Source organism: Novosphingobium olei (genome assembly GCF_012927405.1).
Taxonomy (GTDB): domain Bacteria; phylum Pseudomonadota; class Alphaproteobacteria; order Sphingomonadales; family Sphingomonadaceae; genus Novosphingobium; species Novosphingobium olei.
This window is the reverse complement of the sequence record NZ_JABBGM010000001.1, coordinates 31271-49312: the sequence shown is the minus strand read 5'-3', so window position 1 is coordinate 49312 and position 18042 is coordinate 31271. Positions and strand designations below refer to the sequence as shown.

Here is an 18042-nt window from a genome sequence, read left to right as displayed (position 1 = left end):
AGCCGCAGCGTAGACTGCGTGCGGGCGGGGTTGATTGGAGCACGCGCATTGCTGGCGGAAGCTCATCTTTCGGCGATCGTCCAGTCTTCCGACGACGCCATCATCAGCATGCAGCTGGATGGAACCGTCATCAGCTGGAATCCGGCTGCAACCATCATCTTTGGCTGGGCCGAAGACGAGATGATCGGGCAGTCCATCCGCAGAATTATTCCTCCGGATCGCGAGGGAGAAGAGAACGACATTCTGGCGCGGATCGCTCGCGGCGAGCGGGTCCGCAGCTTCGAGACGATCCGCATGCGCAAGGATGGTACCGTGCTCGAGGTTTCATTGACGGTTTCGCCCATCCTGGCACCCGATGGGCAGATCATAGGCGCCAGCAAGATCGCGCGCGACGTGACCGATCGGCACCGGGTCGAAGCCGCGCGCGACGAAAGCGAACTCAAGTTCCGCATGCTTGCGGACAATATCTCGCAGCTGGCATGGATCGCCGAACCCGATGGGGGCCTGATCTGGTACAATCGCCGCTGGTACGATTACACTGGCACCACATTCCAGCAGATGAAGGGCTGGGGCTGGACTGCCGTGCACCACCCTGATCACGTTGAACGCGTGCGCGAACATTTCAGCACCTGCATCGGACTGGGCAAGACTTGGGAAGACACCTTCCCGCTGCGCGGCGCCAATGGCCAATTCCGCTGGTTTCTCTCTCGAGCAAAGCCGATCCACGACAACAATGGCGACATCGTCAACTGGTTTGGCACGAACACCGACGTGACGGAGATGCTCGAGAAGGAAGAGCAGATCCGTGTCCTGCTGATGGAGGTCAATCACCGCTCCAAGAACATGCTCTCGGTCGTTCAGGCACTCGCCAGGCGGTCAGGCGCCGCAGACGGCACGTTTCTGGAGCGGTTTGAGAACCGCCTTGCCTCGCTTTCGGCAAATCAGGACCTTCTGGTCAAACGTGGTTGGGCAACGATCCCTATTGCCGATCTAGTGGACGCCCAATTGGCGATCCTTGGGCGCGAGAGCCGCAGCTTCGTGAAGACATGCGGAGCCGACTTCGACCTGTCTCCGCGCAGCGCCGAAATTATCGGCATGGCGCTACACGAACTTGCCACGAACGCTCTGAAATACGGCGCCTTGTCGCAACTGGGCGGCGAAGTCTGGCTATCGTGGGAGCGGACCGACAATGATCGGCTCTGGATCGAATGGCGGGAAACCGGCGGACCAGCCGTCGATAGCGTGCCCGAAGGGTCGGGATTCGGCACCACGCTGATCCGGCACATCCCCATGCGGAGCCTGAAGGCGGACGTGTCGTTGAATTACGAGCCGAGCGGGCTCGTCTGGCGGCTGGAGTGCGATGGCGCCATCGCTCGTTCCTTGTCGAGCTGAGAAGACAACTTGCTGCAAAAACGCCCCACCAGAGCGATGTGCGATCGCGCTCGATCAGGGTATACCTATCGGCCCTGCCCCAAGGTCTAAACACGCGACCGGGGTCTCCAGCACATGAGGAGACCCCTACCTTCCGCCGATCGAGATATTTCCCGCCTGCGCGGATGGCCGATCCTTCAGCCTACCGCCGTGTCGCTCGCGCTCTCGGCAGGGTCCGATGAAGCCGCGGCACCCTCCAGCTTGGCAAGACGCTCCTTCAGCGTCTCTACTTCCTCACGAGCCGTCGCCGCCATCTCCTTCACAGCGTCGAACTCTTCGCGACTGATGAAGTCAAGGCCGCCCATGGCCTCCCGCAGCTTCTCGCGCGCGGTCGCGCCAGCTTCGCGGCTCATCCCGGCAAAGGTCCCGGCCGCACCGTTCAGCAACTTGACGAAATCGGCGATCAGCGGGTTATCGCTCTGCATTCTCGTGCCCTTCGCAACGTTCTCGGCCGTGCCAAAAGCTGGCGCAGCGCTTTCGCTTCCTTAAATGGTCTCGTGCCCCTGCATCCGCAAGACGCTCAGAGCTCGACGCGGACCGCCGCCCCCGAATTCTTTATCTGCTCGGAGTCGGGATTGAGCACCACGAACTGCCAGTTGAGAAAGGCAGCAAAGCATATCCAAGCGAGATAAGGCGCCAGCAGCAGCCCAGCGATCGGCCGGATGCGGAAGAAGATGAAGAGTGTCGCCAGCACCAGCGGAACCATGGCGAGGATGATCCACAGGGCAAGCGTCGTCTGGTGCAGGCCGAAGAACACAGGGCTCCACGAAAGATTGAGCAGCAACTGCACAGCGAAGAAGATGATCGCGACAGTCCGGCCGCGTGCACCCCACGCCGAGATGATCATCGCCAGGGCCACCCCCATCAGAACATAGAGGACGCTCCACACGATCCCGAACGTTGCCGGCGGGGGATAGAGCACTGGCTTGTTCAGCACCGCGAACCACGCGTTGGCAGGACCACTCCCGGCCGCGATGCCCGAAAGCATGCCAAGCCCGAGTACCAGCGGAACGGTGAACAGCGACCAGCGCAAAAGGCTGGCGCGCAACTGCGCAGGAGAAGCGAGATATCTCATGGTACCCGAACTGCGACCCCCAATCGATTCGTAGGTTCGAGCCGGCCGACGCTGGCGCAGCTCCATTCACCGCACAATTCCGCCGACAATCCGCGCAAAGTCAATCGTGCGTCGCAGAAATCAGGAACTCGACGTTGCCTTCCGGTCCGGTGATCGGGCTTTCGACGACCCCCTGCACCGCCCAGCCCTCTTCCTGCAGCCATTCCAGCACTTCGTTGCAAACGCGGGTGTGCAATGCAGGGTCGCGTACGACTCCGCCTTTGCCGACCTCGCTTCGCCCGACTTCGAACTGGGGCTTGATCAGGGCCACGAGCTGCGTCGGACGTGTCGCCAACGCCAGCGGCACCTCGAGCACCTTGCGCAGGCTTATGAAACTTGCATCGCAAACCACCCAGCTTGCCGCTTGATCGATGTGCGCGGCGGTAAGGATGCGCGCGCTGGTCTGCTCAAGCACCGTCACCCGCGCGTCCTGCCGCAGTTTCCAGGCGAGCTGGTTTGTCCCGGAGTCCACCGCGAACACATGGCTGGCGCCCTTCTGCAGCAGGACGTCGGTGAACCCGCCCGTCGAGCTGCCGATATCCATCGCCACGACACCGTCGGGATCGAGACCGAAATGATCGATCGCGTGGGCAAGCTTGATTCCGCCGCGCGAAACCCATGGATGGTCCCGCCCACGCACTTCAAGCGGTGCCTCGGCGGAAACTGGCTGACCCGCCTTGGCGATCTTGGTTTCCCCCGAAAACACGACGCCGGCCAGGATCAGAGCCTGCGCGCGGGTGCGGCTTTCGGCCAGCCCTCTGTCTACCAGCATCTGGTCGACACGCTGCTTCGCTCCGGCTGGGCTCTTCGGGGGACGGGTTGAGGTCACCCGGTCTCTCTTCCATAAGCCGGGCATGAAGATCAACCGCACAGGCCTGCCGCTGCTCCTTTCCGTCGCATTGGCGGGATGCGTCGCCGCGCCCGTCCCGCCTCCCCCGGCAGCACCGGCGCCAAAACCGACTCAAGCGCCGCCTCCCTCTAAAATCGCAGAAAGAGCCGCTCCGAAGGATTGGCGTGATGCTGCCCAGACGCCCGGTGATTGGGTCTATGCTCCGCTCGGAAACGGCAGCGAGGCTCGGTTCGTCTCGAACGGGGGCGCGACGCTGGCGTTGCTGCGCTGCGATCGGCCTAATGCAACGGTGACCTTTTATCGCAACGGTTCGGCCTCGGCCCCCGTCCCCGCGTCGATCGCCACCTCAAGCGAGACGCGCAACACAAGCGCCGTGCCGGTCAGCGGCGGCGCCGTGCCGATGCTAGCGATCGCAATTGCAAGGAATGATCGACTGCTTGATGCTTTCGCCTTCAGCCGTGGCCGCTTTGCAATCGATATCAACGGCTTGCCCACTCTGTACCTGCCTGCCTGGGCAGAGATCGGGCGGGTCGTCGAAGATTGTCGAAAAGCGTGAGGAGAGGCTATCTGGCCATCGGCGCGAAGCGGCTATCCTGACGGCAAAATAATTTCACGCAAGACTTGTTGTTGGCGACTGGATGAATCACATTGAGTTCAAGATCGAGGCGATGACGTGGTGCTTCGATCCAGCCGCGAGAGCGGCGACTTTGGCTCAACAGCGCGAAAGGAGGTGATCCGATGTCTCATGGTTCAGCAGAGAGGTCGGTACAGTCCCGCGCGAGGCATTATCGCTGAGTTTCGATTAAGCGATAAAGGCTTCGTGGGCGGCACTTCCGGCCGCTGACCATGCGAAGGGCCGCTCCGGATTGACCGGCGCGGCCCTTCACATTTATTACATTATGCTTGCGTCTTGCGCAATAATCGTTCACGGAGCGCGCTCCATTACGATTCCAGCAAGGACATCCGAGCGATGGCGACCGACGCCGAAACCAGCCAGACCTTCACGCGCCACCCGCATCCCGCCCCGCTGGCGGTGGATGCGCGGACTGCCGTGCTGGCGGACCCGGGGTTCGGTCGCGCCTTCACCGACCACATGGTCGAGATCGACTATACCGAAGGGCGCGGTTGGCACGACGCCCGGATCGTGCCCTATGGTCCGATCCCGCTCGATCCTGCCGCTGCCGTGCTGCACTATGCGCAGGAGATCTTCGAAGGGCTGAAGGCCTACCGCCTGGCCGACGGCGGCATCGCGCTTTTCCGCCCCGAAGCCAATGCCGCTCGCTTCAATGCCTCGGCCCGGCGCCTGGCCATGCCAGAACTGCCGGAAGACCTGTTCGTCGAAGCCGTCCGCCAGCAGGTGCTTGTCGACAAGGATTGGTTCCCGACTGTCGATGGCGGCTCGCTTTATCTGCGCCCGTTCATGTTCGCATCCGAAGCCTTCCTCGGCGTGCGGCCGTCGAAGCAGTACAAGTTTCTCGTCATCGCAAGCCCGGCTGGCAACTACTTCAAGTCAGGCGCGCCAGCAGTCTCGATCTGGGTTTCGGACTATACCCGCGCGGCCCCTGGCGGAACCGGGGCGGCCAAGTGCGGCGGCAACTACGCGGCAAGCCTCGTCCCCACCGCCGAAGCTTTCGAGCGTGGCCATGATCAAGTTCTGTTCCTCGATGCTGCCGAGCACAAGTGGGTCGAGGAACTGGGCGGGATGAACCTGTTCTTCGTGTTCGACGACGGCTCGGTGCTGACCCCGGAGCTGACCGGCACCATCCTGCCCGGCATCACGCGGGAAAGCCTGCTCAAGTTGGCTGCCGAGGAAGGCCTGACCGTTCGCGAGGGCCGCTACAGCCTCGACCAGTGGAAGGCGGATGCCGCATCGGGCAAGCTGCTCGAAACCTTCGCCTGCGGCACGGCCGCGGTGGTGACCCCGGTCGGAAAGGTTGCCAGCCGCGATGGCGAATTCGTCATCGGCTCGGGCGGACCCGGCCAGCTCACGCAGAAGCTGCGCCAGCGCCTCGTCTCGATCCAGCGGGGCGAAGCGGCCGACACGCACGGGTGGGTCAAGCGTATCGCCTGATCCGCCCGGCGCACAGGTTCAGTAATTCCACTGGATCTGGGTGCGCAGGACGTTGCCCTCGGCCCGGCCAAGGCGGCGTTCGTCAGCCTCGGAGCGCCTCATCCGTGCGTAAGCGAGGGTGAGTTCGAGCGCCTTCATCGCCTGCCATTCGAGGCCGACCTCGATCTCGTCGGTCTCGACTCTCGGCGCGTTGAGCGCGACCTTCCAGCCGCCGCGATAGTGTTGCCAGCGGGCATAGGGCCACAGCGTGCTGCCGCCTTCGGTGGCAAAGCGTCCCATCACTTGAACGTAGCCGCCGTTCAGCTTCTTTTCCTTGATCGTCCCGCTGGCGCGGTCGAATTCGGGGCCCTTGCCCCAGTTCCATTCGGCTTGCACGCCGATCGGGCGGGGATAGAGCATGGCGTGCACGCCGATGCGATCGTCGGCATAGCCCTTGGCGCTGACGCCGCCGCTGCGCAGTTCGGGGCGGAAGCGGTTGCGCATAGCCGACGCGCCAACCTCTAAGATCTGGTCGCCAACGCGGAACGGCAGCGAGACCAGTGCCACCTGCATCAGGGCGTTGTCCTGCTCGGTCTTGTTAGTGCCCTGCCCGTTCATCAGGCCGATACCGAAAGCGCCATAGTTGCCGAAGGTCTTCTGCCCCTCCTTGGTGAGCTCGTCCCAGATCTTCTGCATGGTGCGCGGCGTGAAAAAGGCAATCACGCCAAGATCGCGCTCGCCGGGCACCGCGCTGTTGATACCGTCGCTGCGATCGAGCGTCAGGCGATTGGACGAGGACTGCATGTTCTCCCAGCCGTATGGCACCTTCGACTGGCCGAGGCGGACCTTGAACGTCTTGTGCCGGTCGAGGAAGACATCGGCATAGGCATCGCGCAGCTGGCCGAAGCCTTCGCGCCGCTCGCCCGCCTGCTGCCCCAAGACCGCGCTGGCGAAGTCGTGCTGGAGATAGAGCGAGACGCGGTCGGATATCTCGCCCTGCAGGACGACGCGGACGCGGCGCAGCGAAAAATTGCTGCGGTCGGAGATCGAACCGTCGTGCACCGAACGCAGGCGCGACTGGCCGGCGGGCGCGGTCTTGTCTCCCGATATGATCTCGTTGAAACGCAGCTGGGTATAGCCGCGCAACTGCAGGCGATCATACCAGGCCTTTGGCTTGGGCTTGTCCGCAGCGGTCGGCGAGGTCCCACTCGACCCACCCAGCGCCGCCAACGCGAGCGGCGCGGGCTGCGGCGTCGGGGCGGCAACCAGTGGCGAGGTCGCCGGCACCGGATTTGTGGCGCTCGCCAGCTTCCCCTGCAGTGCTTCGATCTGCTGCTGCATGGCCAGCATCGCTGCCATCTGCCCCCGCATTTGCTCCTGCATCTGGGCAATCTGCAATTGCAGCGTGGCAAGATTTTCGCCCTGCGCATGGGCAGGGTTTGTCCATCCCAGCGATACGGCAAGGGCAATGACGGAAAGACGCTTGGCAGCCATGGTGGTCGGTCCCCTCGAATGACCGGGCTGCGCTATGAAGGTATTGTTACATGTTTTTGACTTTCGGCTGACGGTATTGTGACGTTTTGTTGCCGCCGCTGGGGCGTTGCCTTGCACGGCGCTTCATGGCACCGCCCAAGCAGGGATCGCGCCTTTCGCCGCCCATCAGACAGGAGCCCATCGATGACCATTTCGTTCGAAGGCCGCGTGGCAATCGTCACCGGCGCTGGCGGAGGTCTCGGCCGCGACTACGCGCTGGAACTGGCGCGCCGCGGCGCCCGGGTCGTCGTCAACGATCTGGGCGGCACGCGCGATGGTACGGGCCATTCCGATGCCGCGTTGAAAGTAGTCCAGGAGATCGAGGAGATGGGCGGCCAGGCCATGGCCAACGGCGGCTCCGTGACCGAGATCGAGCAGATGGTGGAAATGGTCGCGCGCGCGAAGGAAAAGTGGGGCGGCGTCCACATCCTGATCAACAACGCCGGGATCCTGCGCGACAAGAGCTTCGCCAAGATGGACGCTGCGGACTTCGAAACGGTGGTCAAGGTGCACCTCACCGGCTCCGCCTTTGCCACCAAGGCCGTGTGGGATACGATGCGCGAGCAGGGGTATGGCCGCATCCTCATGACGTCCTCGTCGACGGGCCTGTTCGGCAATTTCGGGCAGACCAACTACGGCGGCGCAAAACTCGGCGTCGCGGGCATGACCAAGACGCTCTACCTGGAAGGCGCGAAGTATAATATCCGCGTCAACACGCTGGCTCCCGTCGCTGCAACGCGTCTGACCGAGGACATTTTCCCCGAAGCCGCCTTCGCTGCCTTCTCGCCGGAGAAGGTCGTCCCGGCAGCGCTGTATCTCGTCTCCGAAGATGCGCCGAGCAACGCCATCGTCGGTGCTGGCGGCGGGGCATTTCATTGCTCGTGGGTCACTATGAACCCGCCAGTGGTGCTTTCCGAAGAGGAGCAGACATTGGAAGGCTTTGCCGCCGCATGGGACCGCATTTCTGACCGCACCGGAGACTTCGTGCCCCAGTCCGGAGGCGAGCAGTCTGCAGTGATCCTCAATGCCCTCGCCGCAACGCTGAAAGCCTGAGCGCGCGCCCTTTCATTTGGCTAGTCCTTGCCGTTCATCAGAACGTGCCTAAGCTGTGGCGCAATAGAATGGGCGGGAGAATACCGGATGGCTGACGAACCTGCAGCGCCGCAGCAGGCCCGGCTCGAAAAGCTTGCCAGCCGGCTGCAATGGCTGCTGCCCCTGTTCGGCGTATCGCTTGCCCTGGTTGTCCTCTGCGACCGACTGGGCCTTGCCGATCCGCAGCGGGCTTCTCGCCCCGCCCTGGCCACCAGCGTCGCAATTGCGCTCGTGCAGTTGGCCTCTGCCCTGCTTTGCGTAATTATCTCGGCGATGTGGCTGCACCGGGCGAGCGCAAACCTTGCCGAACGTGGCGTCCCCATGCGCCATTCGCCGACCGGTGCCTGGGGCTGGTACTTCCTGCCGATCGCCAATCTGTTCAAGCCTTTGGGCGCGATGAAGGAAATCTGGGCCGCAAGCATCGGAACGGATGGAAGCGTTGGAACCACGACCGATCCGCTGCTGGTGCGCTGGTGGAGCGCCTGGATCGTCGGCAACATCGCGTTGTCGATGTCCGCCAGGACGGAATCCATCGGCGGTACCAGCATGGCGATCGTGCTCGATGTCGTCGGGGTCGTTGCGCTTTTTGCCGCAGGGTTGTTCTTCGCCCGGATCGTCGACGCAGTCACCAGTTCGCAAGGTGGCGCAAGCACCGCCGCTACTTTCGCCTGAGCGTATCCTTGGCCGCGTCACAGGTGCCGCGCGTTGCCGCCGCCAGTTGCATCGACTTCAGCCGCCGCGACATCTCGCTTGCCGTGATCGCTTTTGCCGCACCGCTTGCCGGATCGATCAGCAGCGGTGTCGCGCAATCGCTCGGCACCGGCGGATCACCGGGCTTGGCCGGCAACGTCACCAGCATCAGCACCTTGTCATCACGATAGAGCACACGCAGGACTTTGCGCCCCGCATGCTCGGCCTTGCCCGGCTGGACAGGGCTGGAGCAGGCAGACACATCCGCCAATGCGACAACGGCCATGACTGGCGCAATCCAACGAATGCTCAGTCCTCGACGACCTTGAGCAGCTTGCGCTCGAGCGGCGAAAGCACGCTGGCCAGATCGTGCCCGCGCTTGAGCACCTGCCCCGCTTCGCCATAAAGCGCCCACATGCCCTGGCGCTGACGCAGCGCGGGACGCTTCTCGATCCGGGCGGTCGCGCGCTCGGCACTCCGGCGATAGGCCGAAAAGCTCGCAGCATCGCGGTCGAAGTTGAGCGCGTAGTCCTTCCACAAGCCTGCGGCGACCATGCGGCCATAAAGGTCGAGGATGCGCATGAGCTCTGGACGATCGAAGCCGACCTGCTGAACGGGCCGGGCAATCGGAAGCGGCACGACATTGGCCGCGCCACCTGCGGAATCGGGCGCGTTTGCGCTCAGCTGCGGCTCCTCCGCCGGGGTGTCGTGCTGGTAGGCTCAGGCTCGGGCGTTTCGCGCGCGAGCAAGGCTGCTACCTGGGCCTTGAGCAGCGCAACCTCGGCCTCGAGCTCCTCGACGCGGCTTCCGCCGGAGCCGCCAACCGGCTCGCACGGCTCCTTGCAGGGCGTGCCGTAAGGGATGAAGTCCTTGAGCCAGGTTTCCACCGGCACCAGCGTCGAACGCGCCTTCAAACCAATCATCGTCGCGCCTTCGGGCACGTCATCGGTCACCACCGCGTTCGCGCCGACGCGCGCGCGAGCGCCCACCGTGATCGGCCCCAGCACTTGTGCGCCCGATCCGAGGATCACGTTGTCGCACAACGTGGGGTGCCGCTTGCCCGGCACGCCATTGGCCGGATTGGTACCGCCCAACGTGACACACTGGTAAATCGTGACATTGTCACCGATCTCGGCTGTTTCGCCGATCACGGTAAAGCCATGGTCGATGAACAGATGTCGCCCGATCTTGGCGCCGGGATGGATGTCGATCCCGGTCAGAAAGCGGGAGAAGTGGTTGATGAGACGAGCCATGAAATAGAGCTCTGCTTCAAACAGCCAATGCGCGACGCGATGAAGCCCGACTGCCCATAGCCCTGGATAAAGCAGGATTTCCCAGCGCGAACGCGGTGCCGGGTCTCGCGCGCGGATTGAATCCAGATAGGCGATCAAGCTGTCGAACATGGCGCCGCAATCCTTCCCTGTTTCTTTCTGCAAGGCAAGCGCAGCGCGGCTAGCCCTTTTCCCCTTACAGCAAGCGCGGCTGGAATTCGCCCCCGACCGCGCCATGCACGCGCTCTGCCAAGGCGTCGCGCGCAAGGGATATGGTGACGGGCGCCTTGCGCTCAAGGGAGAGCCTGTCGATTGTCTGCACCAGAGCCTCTGCCGCAGCATGACTGCGCTCGATGCGCGGCAAAAGCCAAGCAAGCACGCCCTCGCCAAGGACAAGCCCGCGTCGCATCGCATGCTCTTCGATCAGGCCGCGAAGCAGCAGGTCGTCCGGCGTCGCGATTTCGAGCAACAGGGCAGCGCCGATGCGCGAGGCAAGGTCCGGCAATGCGATGCGCCATTCGCCGGGCGCGCGGCTGGTGACAAGCAGCAGGGCCCGGCCATCCGCCTGCGCCCTGTTCCAGCGATGAAACAGGGCGTTTTCGTCAAGATCATCGGCATCGTCGATGGCATCGCCCACCCCGCTGTCGGCAAACCACCGCGCCAGAAGGCTCTTGCCCGACCGCGCCGGGCCCGCGAGCACGGCGGTATGGAATGGCCAATCCGCACTCGACTGAAGCGCCCAGATGACCGGTTCAAGCGAAGGCCCCGTCACGATCCGGCCCGCGCCAGATAGGGTAGTCAGAGGAAGAGCGATCTGGCTCATGCTGATGCAACTTCGGCGCGGTCTGGTTCGGCCGCGGCTACTTGCGAATCACGATCGCGCCCGCACCCTGCGTGACCTTCCAGCCCTGGGCCTTCAACCCGGCGGAAAGCGCTTCGAGATCGCCTGCGTAAGTCGCACGGATGACCGACATGCCGCCTATGGCGAGCGAGGAGACCGTTGCCCCCTGCACGCCCGCCACCGCGCGCACGGCGGCGAGGCCCGCATCGAGCGCGACCGCGTCCGGCGTCGAGAACTGCACGGTAAAGGTCTGGGTCTGCGATGCCGTCGTGGCAGCGGCGACCGGCGCGCTTTCGACGCCCGCCACGGGCCCGGCTGCCACGGGGCCCGATTTGGCCAGCACTTCATCAACCAGCTTGGGATCGATCTGCGGCTGGACCACCAGCGTGGCATCGGGCGTCAGCTTTCCGGCAGCCAGCGCTGCAGCATAAAGGCCATCGATCCGCTTGACCGCTTCGTTCAGCATCGCCGGCAGCTTGTCCTCGCTCACTGCTGTCATTTCGAAGCTGCCGAGATACCGGTTGTCCGGACCATAGCGGGCGCTGAAAGTCCCGTGGACTGGTCCTCCCGGGAATTCGCGCTGCAACCGGGCTATCGGGATCACCACATCTGCCGCACCGAATTCGTCGAGAATCATGCGCCACCAGTTACGGCTGCGACGCGTGATCTGGCCTTCGGTCAACAACAGCGAATCGGCGCCCGAACCCGTCGGGCGGACGTAATCAATCACGCTTTCGCCAGTGCGGAACTCGGCCCAGGCTTTCTGCCAGGGGGTACGCGTCTCGAACACCGATCCGACCCCGCCCTGGTACAGCACCGGGATCACCAGCATCGGCGCCGAGCGTGCCACCTGGCCCTGCATGCCGAGGTAGCCGCCGGTGCGGGCACGGTCGAAGATGACGCCCAGCGTCGCGATATAACGATGCGGTCCGATCTGCTCGTTCTCGACCACGATCGCCGAGACCATGCCGTCGAGCGTTCCGGCGTCGAGCGCAGGCGCGGTGCCGCCGCCCAAGCCGTTCTTGGCCCAGAGCTGCTCCCACGCCTTGCGCTGCGCCTCGCGCCAGCCAGCGGCGCGAGCGGCTTCGGCATTGTCGCCGGTCGCATTGACCTCGATTCCCGAGATCTCGAAATCGCCGGTGCTGGCGATCGGCGGTATCCCGCGATCGCCTTCGATCTGCGCATAAAGCCCGGCGCCTGCCAGCGCGAGCGCCACGCCGCCGCCCAGCACGAGCAGCGCCTTGCGCGGGCGAAATGCTCGATTCGGCAAGGTGAAGACGGCCAAGGGAACTCCGCGATGCGCAAGGGTGCCGAAACGAAGTTTCCTCCCGGCTCCCGATGAGATGGGCGCTTTTGCCCAAAGGCAAGTGGAAATCCAAGCAGGAAAGCGCTAGGCGGCTGCGCCATGGCATCCGACGACCCCAAGCAGCAGTCCTATTCCTACGAACAGGCAGGCGTGAATATCGCCGCCGGCAACGCGCTGGTGAAGGCGATCGGCCCTCTGGCCAAGGCGACAGCCCGTCCCGGTGCCGACGCCGAGCTAGGCGGCTTCGGCGGCTTCTTCGACCTCAAGGCTGCAGGATACAAGGACCCCTTGCTGGTGGCCGGAAACGACGGCGTCGGCACCAAGGTCAAGCTCGCCATCGACCATGATCGCCATGACGCCATCGGCATCGATCTGGTCGCGATGTGCGTCAACGACCTGATCGTGCAGGGTGCCGAGCCGCTGTTCTTCCTCGATTACTTCGCCACCGGCCGCCTCGACAACGGCGTGGCTGAGCGCGTCGTCGCCGGGATCGCCGAAGGCTGCAAGCTCGCCGGGTGTGCCCTGATCGGTGGCGAAACCGCCGAAATGCCGGGAATGTACGCCGACGGCGACTATGACCTCGCCGGGTTCTGCGTCGGCGCGGTGGAGCGCGGCGAACAGTTGACCGGCGATCGTGTGGCCGAAGGCGACGTGCTGCTCGGCCTCGCCTCCTCGGGCGTCCACTCGAACGGCTATTCGCTGGTCCGCCGCCTTGCCGCCGACAAGGGCTGGAAGATGGATCGTCCGGCCCTGTTCGACAACGAACGGCTGCTTATCGAACATCTTATCGAACCCACCCGGATCTACGTGAAGAGCCTGCTGCCCTTCATCCGTTCGGGTCGCATCCACGCACTGGCCCACATCACCGGCGGCGGTCTGCTCGAAAACGTGCCCCGGGTGCTTCCGGCGGGCCTCCACGCGCGGATTGATGCGGACGCGTGGGAGCAGCCACGGCTCATGGCGTTCCTGCAGGCGCAGGGCAATATCGAGCCCAAGGAAATGGCGCGGACCTTCAATTGCGGGATCGGCATGGTTCTGGCGGTCGCGCCGGATGAAGCCGATGCGCTGGCACGCGATCTAGGCCACGCGGGCGAGACGGTGTTCCGCATCGGCGAGATCGTCGCGGGCGACAAGGGCTGCACCGTGTTCGGCAGCGCCGAGGCGTGGTCCGCGCGCGAGCCGTGGGAAGCTGTCCACTTTGGCTGAAGGCAAGGCAGCGAAGGCCAAGGTCGCCGTCCTCATTTCGGGCAGCGGCACCAACATGGCCGCGCTGCTCTACGCCAGCCGCCTGCCCGGCTCCCCATACGAAATCGTACTCGTCGCCTCTAACCGGCCGGAAGCAGCGGGGCTTGCACTGGCCGCTGCCGAAGGCATTCCGACGTTTGCACTGCCACACAAGGGGATGAGCCGCGACGCGCACGATGCTGCGATGGAGGCCGCCGTGGTCGAACACGGCGCGCGGTTCATCGCGCTTGCGGGCTACATGCGCATCCTGTCGGAAGGTTTCGTGGCGCGCTGGGAGGGGCGGATGCTCAATATCCATCCCTCGCTGCTGCCCAAATATACCGGCCTCGACACCCATGCCCGCGCCATCGCGGCCGGCGATACGCATGGCGGCTGCACCGTCCATCTGGTGACCGCCGATCTGGACGAAGGTCCTGTGCTCGGACAGCTGCCGGTGGCCATCCGTCCCGGCGAAAGCACCGAAGCGCTCGCCGCACGTGTGCTCTTTGCCGAATACCAGCTCTATCCACGCTGCCTTGCGGAGCTGGTGGGACGAGAGACGTCCCCCGTCTGGCTGACCGAACAGGTTCGCCAGCGCGCCCTTGCCCTGCCCGCGGCGGAAGAAACCGTCAGCCACGGGATGGCCTGCTTCGGCATTGCCAAGGGCAAGAAGTTTGCGTGGGTTTCGAACGACCACCACGGCGACGGTCGCGTCGCGCTGTTGGTCAAGGTCAGCGGCGCCGACGAGCAGGAACAACTGATCGAAAGCGATCCCGCGCGCTTCTACAGCCCTGCCTATTTTGGCAGCGACTGGATCGCAATGCGGCTCGATCTGGGCGATGTCGACTGGGACGACATCGCGGAGTGGTTGCGCCGCAGCTGGAGCGCCATCGCCCCACGCAAGCTGACGGCGATGCTGGAGTTCTGATCGCTCAGACCTGATCCTCGCTCACCACCGGACGGCTTTCGCGTGTGCCGCGATATCGCACCAGCGGATCGTTCGCATCGCCCGATATGACGACGTGGTCGTCGTGCACTTCGAGCAGGGTACCCACGAAAGGCATGCCGTCTAGGCTCCCGCCGCCAATCCGATAGCTGACCACGTCGCCCACCTTGAATGTGGCTGCGTCGAAGTTGAATTCGAACGGGCATTCGCCCTCGCCCATACCAATCATCGCTCTCTCCTAAGTGCCCCGCTCGATAGCGGCCGCAAACGTTGCTGGGAAGCGCGACACGTCCGGGCGACGATCCAATGTCGTTAATTCAACTATTTCCCAGCCGATCAGCCGCACATTTTACAACTTTCGTTGGTTAACGGCGCCTATGATTAAATCCTTATAACACTTAGGGTTTTGTTAGCCACGATGGGGTCAGTTGCAACCATTCGCGTCGCCTGAGCTGCGACCCAATGGTTAACAAGGTCGGCCTCGATGATACAGGTTTATACGTGGACCCGGCACGCGGCCAGTTGGACGCGACAGGCGCTGATGCGCCTCGCACTCGAAACAACCGGGTCGATCCTGCCACTTTCGGTCGCCGCGATCTTCGTTCTCGCTGCAATGGCTGGCGGTGCGGTCGATGCAAGCGGCGTCTATAAGGCGCGCAACCGTCTGCAGTATGCCTGCGATGCCGGCACGCTGGCCGGTCGCCGCGCAATTACCACCAATGGCTACGACCAGACGGCCAAGGACAAGGCGAGCAGCTATTTCCTCGCCAACTACGACTTCAACCGCAATCAGTCCCAGACGCCGACCTTCACCACGTCGTCGCCGGACAGCGGCAATTCCGTCGTCGGCACGGCATCGGTGACAGTGCCGATGAAGGTCATGCAGATTTTCGGCATGAACAACATCTCGGTTTCGGTGAACTGCTCGGCCACGATGGGCGTCGGCAACGCCGATGTGGTCATGGTGCTCGATACCACCGGCTCGATGCTGCAGACGGCCTCCGGCAGCACCCCAAGTGGCACGCAAACCAGCAAGCTGCAGGACCTGCGCGCCGCGATGAAGAGCTTCTACACCACGCTTGCCACGGCCAGCGCCGGAACCAATGCGCGCCTGCGCTATGGCTTCGTGCCCTACACGCAGACCGTGAATGTCGGCAGGCTTATCCAGAGCCTCAACCCCGATTACCTTGCCGACAGCCGTACCATCCAGTCGCGCCAATGGTCGTCTTCGGTCGGATCGCCCACGACCACCTACTCGACTGCGTCGACATCGAACTCGAAGCTGTATTCGAACACGGCCTACACATCGAGCGGGTGCAGCAGCGCCATCACATCGCTTCCGTACACCAGCTGGACCGATACCGGCACGTCGACTTCGAGCACGACCAACAGCACCAGCGGCTATCAATACCTCAGCACGAATACGGTAACCCAGCCGCAGACCCTCAATACCTACACATGCAACAAGAGCGGTAACAGCTACTACATCTATTACACTGTCTCCACGCGCAACAAGTATACTGCCACCACCACCACCAGCCAGTTCACTTACAAGGCGGTGACTTACGACACGAGCCAGTTCAAGAACTTCACGCCGGTGACCACCCAGACCGGGGACGCCGGCACGAACATCACGACGACCTGGGACGGCTGCATTGTCGAACGTTCAACCACGGCGTCCGCAACGTTCAGCTATTCGTCGCTGCTCGGCATCACGCCCACGGCATCCGACCTCGACATCGACACGGCACCCGATCCTTCGACCCCGTCGACGCAGTGGGCTCCGCTGTGGAAGGAAGTGGCCTATTACCGCACCAATTCGACCGGCTCGAGCCTGACATCCAACGCGACATCGTTCTACGGAGACAGCGCGGCCTACGGGTGCCCCTACCAGGCGCAGAACCTGTCCACGATGACGCAGACCAGCTTCAACGCCTATGCCGACTCGCTCGTCGCCGGTGGCGCGACCTATCACGACATCGGCATGGCCTGGGGCGCGCGCCTGAGCTCGCCCGACGGCATCTTTGCCGACATCGTCAACGATCCACCCAACAACGGCGGCAAGGTCTCGCGCCATATCATCTTCATGACCGACGGCATCACCGACACCGGCAACTCGCTCGACAGCGCCTGGGGCATCGAATGGCACGACCGGCGCGTGACGTCGGATGGCTCGAAGTCGCAAAGCGATGCCCGCCACATCCAGCGCTTCCGCGCCCTGTGCGATGCGGTCAAGGCCAAGGGCATCCGCGTCTGGATGATCGCCTTCGGCACATCGCTGACCACGGACATGAGCTACTGCGCATCCGACCAGAGCGCCTACACCGCGGCCAATTCCACCCAGCTCAACGCCGCGTTCCAGGATATCGCCAAGCAGGTCGGCGAGCTCAGGATCTACCAATGACCGCCCGCACGCTCCAGCGCCTGCTCGCCGATACCGAAGGCGCCTACATCCTCGAGTTTGGGATCATTGCGCCCGTCTTCATGCTGATGATCTTCAGCCTGATCGACCTTGGCCAGCTGGTGTACGGCAAGGTCCTGCTCGAAGGCGCGGTCGAAGCCGCGGCGCGCGATTCATCGCTCGAAACGGCCGATACCACGGCATCCGACGCCATGGTTGCGGCCACGGTCAAGAACATCCTGCCGGGCGCGCAGGTCACATCGACCCGCACCAACTACTATGACTTTGCCGACATCGCGCGTCCCGAAAAATGGAACGACACGAACAGCGACGGCACATGCTCAGGGGGCGAGACCTACATCGACGAGAACCGCAATGGCCGTTGGGATGCCAATATCGGCCAGTCGGGCAACGGTGGCGCCTACGACGTCGTTATCTACACGACGACCGTCAAGTACGACCCGCTGATCAAGTTGCCCTTCGTGCCGGGCTTCACCGGAACGCAGACGCTCGTGTCCAAGACCGTGCGCAAGAACCAGCCTTTCGCAACGCAAACGAAGTATGGTTCGTCGAGCGGGACATGCGCATGATGACGCGCTCCGCCTTGCCACCGCGCGCGCGCCGTCTGGTGCGCCGCCTCGCCGCAAACCGCAGCGGGATTGCGCTGATCGAATTTGCGATTGCCCTTCCCGTGCTGATCTCGTTCGGCATGTTCGCCACCGAGGTTGCCAACCTCACGGCGATCGACATGCAGCTGAGCGAAATCGCGCTCGCGGTCGGCGACAATGCGTCCCGTCTGGGGCAGGCAGACAACAGCTCGGTTACGCCGACCATCGCCGAAACGGACGTCGATTCGGTGATGAAGGGTGCGGGCGAAGCGGGGAAGTCGATCAGCCTGTCGACCAATGGCCGCGTCATCCTGACCAGCCTTGAGAAGGATACTTCGACCGGAAAGCAGTACATCCACTGGCAGCGCTGCTACGGCAGCCTGGTCAAGACGTCCGCCTATGGCAACGACAGCACCCAGAACGGGCTCAACGGTGCGACCATCACGGGCGTCAACATGGGCCAGGCCACGCTGACCGCCGACACCGGCAGCGCCGTGATGATTGCCGAGGTCTATTACCAGTACACGGGCCTGTTCGGCAGCTTCTTTTTTTCGCCCTTCACGATCCGCCAGCAGGCGGCCTTCATCATTCGCGACCAGCGCAATCTCTCAGCAGGCCTCACCGGCACAGGCGGCACGTCGAAGTGCACCTGAAACGCGAAGGGCCACCGGGACGCGATGTCCCG

20 protein-coding genes are annotated in these 18042 nt (G+C 63.7%); 10 read left to right on the top strand and 10 right to left on the bottom strand.

Features of this window, described 5'->3' with window-relative positions; all coding sequences use genetic code 11:
* The first annotated feature begins 48 nt into the window (after positions 1-48).
* Positions 49-1392, top strand: a complete 1344-nt coding sequence (locus HHL27_RS00265) for a PAS domain S-box protein (protein WP_169491394.1) — start codon at positions 49-51, stop codon at positions 1390-1392.
* Positions 1393-1568: 176 nt separating this feature from the next.
* Here the strand turns inward: HHL27_RS00265 and HHL27_RS00260 are convergent, their stop codons facing one another.
* From HHL27_RS00260 to HHL27_RS00250, 3 genes are all read right to left on the bottom strand, one after another.
* A complete protein-coding gene (locus HHL27_RS00260) occupies positions 1569-1856 on the bottom strand; it encodes an accessory factor UbiK family protein (RefSeq protein ID WP_169491393.1) in 288 nt (95 codons plus the stop codon).
* A gap of 95 nt (positions 1857-1951) precedes the next feature.
* Positions 1952-2506, bottom strand: a complete 555-nt coding sequence (locus tag HHL27_RS00255; RefSeq protein WP_169491392.1) for a TspO/MBR family protein — start codon at positions 2504-2506, stop codon at positions 1952-1954.
* Between the two features lie 100 nt (positions 2507-2606).
* Positions 2607-3317, bottom strand: a complete 711-nt coding sequence (locus HHL27_RS00250; RefSeq protein ID WP_240959291.1) for a TlyA family RNA methyltransferase — start codon at positions 3315-3317, stop codon at positions 2607-2609.
* Between the two features lie 82 nt (positions 3318-3399).
* Here HHL27_RS00250 and HHL27_RS00245 point away from each other — a divergent pair, with 82 nt between their 5' ends.
* Both HHL27_RS00245 and HHL27_RS00240 read left to right on the top strand, forming a co-directional pair.
* Complete coding sequence (locus tag HHL27_RS00245; RefSeq protein ID WP_169491391.1) at positions 3400-3951, top strand: hypothetical protein; 552 nt, start codon at positions 3400-3402, stop codon at positions 3949-3951.
* A 414-nt stretch (positions 3952-4365) separates the two neighbouring features.
* A complete protein-coding gene (locus HHL27_RS00240) occupies positions 4366-5466 on the top strand; it encodes a branched-chain amino acid aminotransferase (RefSeq protein WP_169491390.1) in 1101 nt (366 codons plus the stop codon).
* A gap of 18 nt (positions 5467-5484) precedes the next feature.
* Here the strand turns inward: HHL27_RS00240 and HHL27_RS00235 are convergent, their stop codons facing one another.
* Positions 5485-6939: a porin gene (locus tag HHL27_RS00235; RefSeq protein ID WP_169491389.1), complete on the bottom strand. Its 1455-nt coding sequence runs from the start codon at positions 6937-6939 to the stop codon at positions 5485-5487.
* Between the two features lie 183 nt (positions 6940-7122).
* Here HHL27_RS00235 and HHL27_RS00230 point away from each other — a divergent pair, with 183 nt between their 5' ends.
* Together HHL27_RS00230 and HHL27_RS00225 are read left to right on the top strand one after the other, a co-directional pair.
* The gene (locus HHL27_RS00230) at positions 7123-8031 is read left to right on the top strand and encodes an SDR family NAD(P)-dependent oxidoreductase (RefSeq protein WP_169491388.1); all 909 of its coding nucleotides are present in this window, start codon (positions 7123-7125) and stop codon (positions 8029-8031) included.
* Positions 8032-8118: 87 nt separating this feature from the next.
* Positions 8119-8742: a DUF4328 domain-containing protein gene (locus tag HHL27_RS00225; protein ID WP_169491387.1), complete on the top strand. Its 624-nt coding sequence runs from the start codon at positions 8119-8121 to the stop codon at positions 8740-8742.
* Here the strand turns inward: HHL27_RS00225 and HHL27_RS00220 are convergent.
* From HHL27_RS00220 to HHL27_RS00200, 5 genes are all read right to left on the bottom strand, one after another.
* The gene (locus HHL27_RS00220) at positions 8729-9046 is read right to left on the bottom strand and encodes a hypothetical protein (protein ID WP_169491386.1); all 318 of its coding nucleotides are present in this window, start codon (positions 9044-9046) and stop codon (positions 8729-8731) included. The two genes, HHL27_RS00225 and HHL27_RS00220, sit on opposite strands and share 14 nt — an antisense overlap.
* A 23-nt stretch (positions 9047-9069) precedes the next feature.
* On the bottom strand, positions 9070-9399 hold the full coding sequence (locus tag HHL27_RS00215; protein ID WP_338114782.1) for a DUF2794 domain-containing protein: 330 nt from the start codon (positions 9397-9399) through the stop codon (positions 9070-9072).
* A gap of 41 nt (positions 9400-9440) precedes the next feature.
* Complete coding sequence (epsC, locus tag HHL27_RS00210) at positions 9441-10163, bottom strand: serine O-acetyltransferase EpsC (RefSeq protein ID WP_169491385.1); 723 nt, start codon at positions 10161-10163, stop codon at positions 9441-9443.
* 64 nt (positions 10164-10227) lie between these two features.
* On the bottom strand, positions 10228-10854 hold the full coding sequence (locus HHL27_RS00205; protein WP_169491384.1) for an HdaA/DnaA family protein: 627 nt from the start codon (positions 10852-10854) through the stop codon (positions 10228-10230).
* 37 nt (positions 10855-10891) lie between these two features.
* Complete coding sequence (locus tag HHL27_RS00200) at positions 10892-12157, bottom strand: heavy-metal-associated domain-containing protein (protein WP_240959206.1); 1266 nt, start codon at positions 12155-12157, stop codon at positions 10892-10894.
* 120 nt (positions 12158-12277) lie between these two features.
* On the opposite strand from HHL27_RS00200, the gene purM reads away from it, so the two are divergent.
* Positions 12278-13384 (top strand): phosphoribosylformylglycinamidine cyclo-ligase, encoded by a 1107-nt coding sequence (purM, locus tag HHL27_RS00195; RefSeq protein ID WP_169491383.1) that lies wholly within the window; start codon positions 12278-12280, stop codon positions 13382-13384.
* On the top strand, positions 13377-14330 hold the full coding sequence (gene purN, locus HHL27_RS00190; protein ID WP_169491382.1) for a phosphoribosylglycinamide formyltransferase: 954 nt from the start codon (positions 13377-13379) through the stop codon (positions 14328-14330). The genes purM and purN overlap by 8 nt, the downstream gene beginning before the upstream one ends.
* Before the next feature lie 4 nt (positions 14331-14334).
* On the opposite strand, the gene HHL27_RS00185 is transcribed toward purN, so the two are convergent.
* On the bottom strand, positions 14335-14577 hold the full coding sequence (locus HHL27_RS00185; RefSeq protein WP_169491381.1) for a hypothetical protein: 243 nt from the start codon (positions 14575-14577) through the stop codon (positions 14335-14337).
* A gap of 255 nt (positions 14578-14832) precedes the next feature.
* On the opposite strand from HHL27_RS00185, the gene HHL27_RS00180 reads away from it, so the two are divergent.
* The 3 genes from HHL27_RS00180 to HHL27_RS00170 are packed head-to-tail and all read left to right on the top strand — an operon-like array spanning position 14833 to position 18010.
* A complete protein-coding gene (locus tag HHL27_RS00180; RefSeq protein ID WP_240959204.1) occupies positions 14833-16752 on the top strand; it encodes a TadE/TadG family type IV pilus assembly protein in 1920 nt (639 codons plus the stop codon).
* Entirely contained in the window at positions 16749-17339 is a 591-nt protein-coding gene (locus tag HHL27_RS00175) for a TadE/TadG family type IV pilus assembly protein (RefSeq protein ID WP_169491380.1), read from the top strand. Before HHL27_RS00180 ends, HHL27_RS00175 begins: the two co-directional genes overlap by 4 nt.
* Positions 17336-18010, top strand: a complete 675-nt coding sequence (locus tag HHL27_RS00170; protein WP_169491379.1) for a TadE/TadG family type IV pilus assembly protein — start codon at positions 17336-17338, stop codon at positions 18008-18010. Before HHL27_RS00175 ends, HHL27_RS00170 begins: the two co-directional genes overlap by 4 nt.
* Positions 18011-18042: the final 32 nt, after the last annotated feature.

Excerpts from the sequence above, each read along its gene's own strand:
- HHL27_RS00260 (WP_169491393.1), bottom strand. The coding sequence starts at position 1,856 with ATGCAGAGCGATAACCCGCTGATCGCCGATTTCGTCAAGTTGCTGAAC.
- HHL27_RS00255 (WP_169491392.1), bottom strand. The coding sequence starts at position 2,506 with ATGAGATATCTCGCTTCTCCTGCGCAGTTGCGCGCCAGCCTTTTGCGC.
- HHL27_RS00250 (WP_240959291.1), bottom strand. The coding sequence starts at position 3,317 with ATGCTGGTAGACAGAGGGCTGGCCGAAAGCCGCACCCGCGCGCAGGCT.
- HHL27_RS00245 (WP_169491391.1), top strand. The coding sequence starts at position 3,400 with ATGAAGATCAACCGCACAGGCCTGCCGCTGCTCCTTTCCGTCGCATTG.
- HHL27_RS00240 (WP_169491390.1), top strand. The coding sequence starts at position 4,366 with ATGGCGACCGACGCCGAAACCAGCCAGACCTTCACGCGCCACCCGCAT.
- HHL27_RS00235 (WP_169491389.1), bottom strand. The coding sequence starts at position 6,939 with ATGGCTGCCAAGCGTCTTTCCGTCATTGCCCTTGCCGTATCGCTGGGA.
- HHL27_RS00230 (WP_169491388.1), top strand. The coding sequence starts at position 7,123 with ATGACCATTTCGTTCGAAGGCCGCGTGGCAATCGTCACCGGCGCTGGC.
- HHL27_RS00225 (WP_169491387.1), top strand. The coding sequence starts at position 8,119 with ATGGCTGACGAACCTGCAGCGCCGCAGCAGGCCCGGCTCGAAAAGCTT.
- HHL27_RS00220 (WP_169491386.1), bottom strand. The coding sequence starts at position 9,046 with ATGGCCGTTGTCGCATTGGCGGATGTGTCTGCCTGCTCCAGCCCTGTC.
- epsC (WP_169491385.1), bottom strand. The coding sequence starts at position 10,163 with ATGTTCGACAGCTTGATCGCCTATCTGGATTCAATCCGCGCGCGAGAC.
- HHL27_RS00205 (WP_169491384.1), bottom strand. The coding sequence starts at position 10,854 with ATGAGCCAGATCGCTCTTCCTCTGACTACCCTATCTGGCGCGGGCCGG.
- purM (WP_169491383.1), top strand. The coding sequence starts at position 12,278 with ATGGCATCCGACGACCCCAAGCAGCAGTCCTATTCCTACGAACAGGCA.
- HHL27_RS00185 (WP_169491381.1), bottom strand. The coding sequence starts at position 14,577 with ATGATTGGTATGGGCGAGGGCGAATGCCCGTTCGAATTCAACTTCGAC.
- HHL27_RS00180 (WP_240959204.1), top strand. The coding sequence starts at position 14,833 with ATGATACAGGTTTATACGTGGACCCGGCACGCGGCCAGTTGGACGCGA.
- HHL27_RS00175 (WP_169491380.1), top strand. The coding sequence starts at position 16,749 with ATGACCGCCCGCACGCTCCAGCGCCTGCTCGCCGATACCGAAGGCGCC.
- HHL27_RS00170 (WP_169491379.1), top strand. The coding sequence starts at position 17,336 with ATGATGACGCGCTCCGCCTTGCCACCGCGCGCGCGCCGTCTGGTGCGC.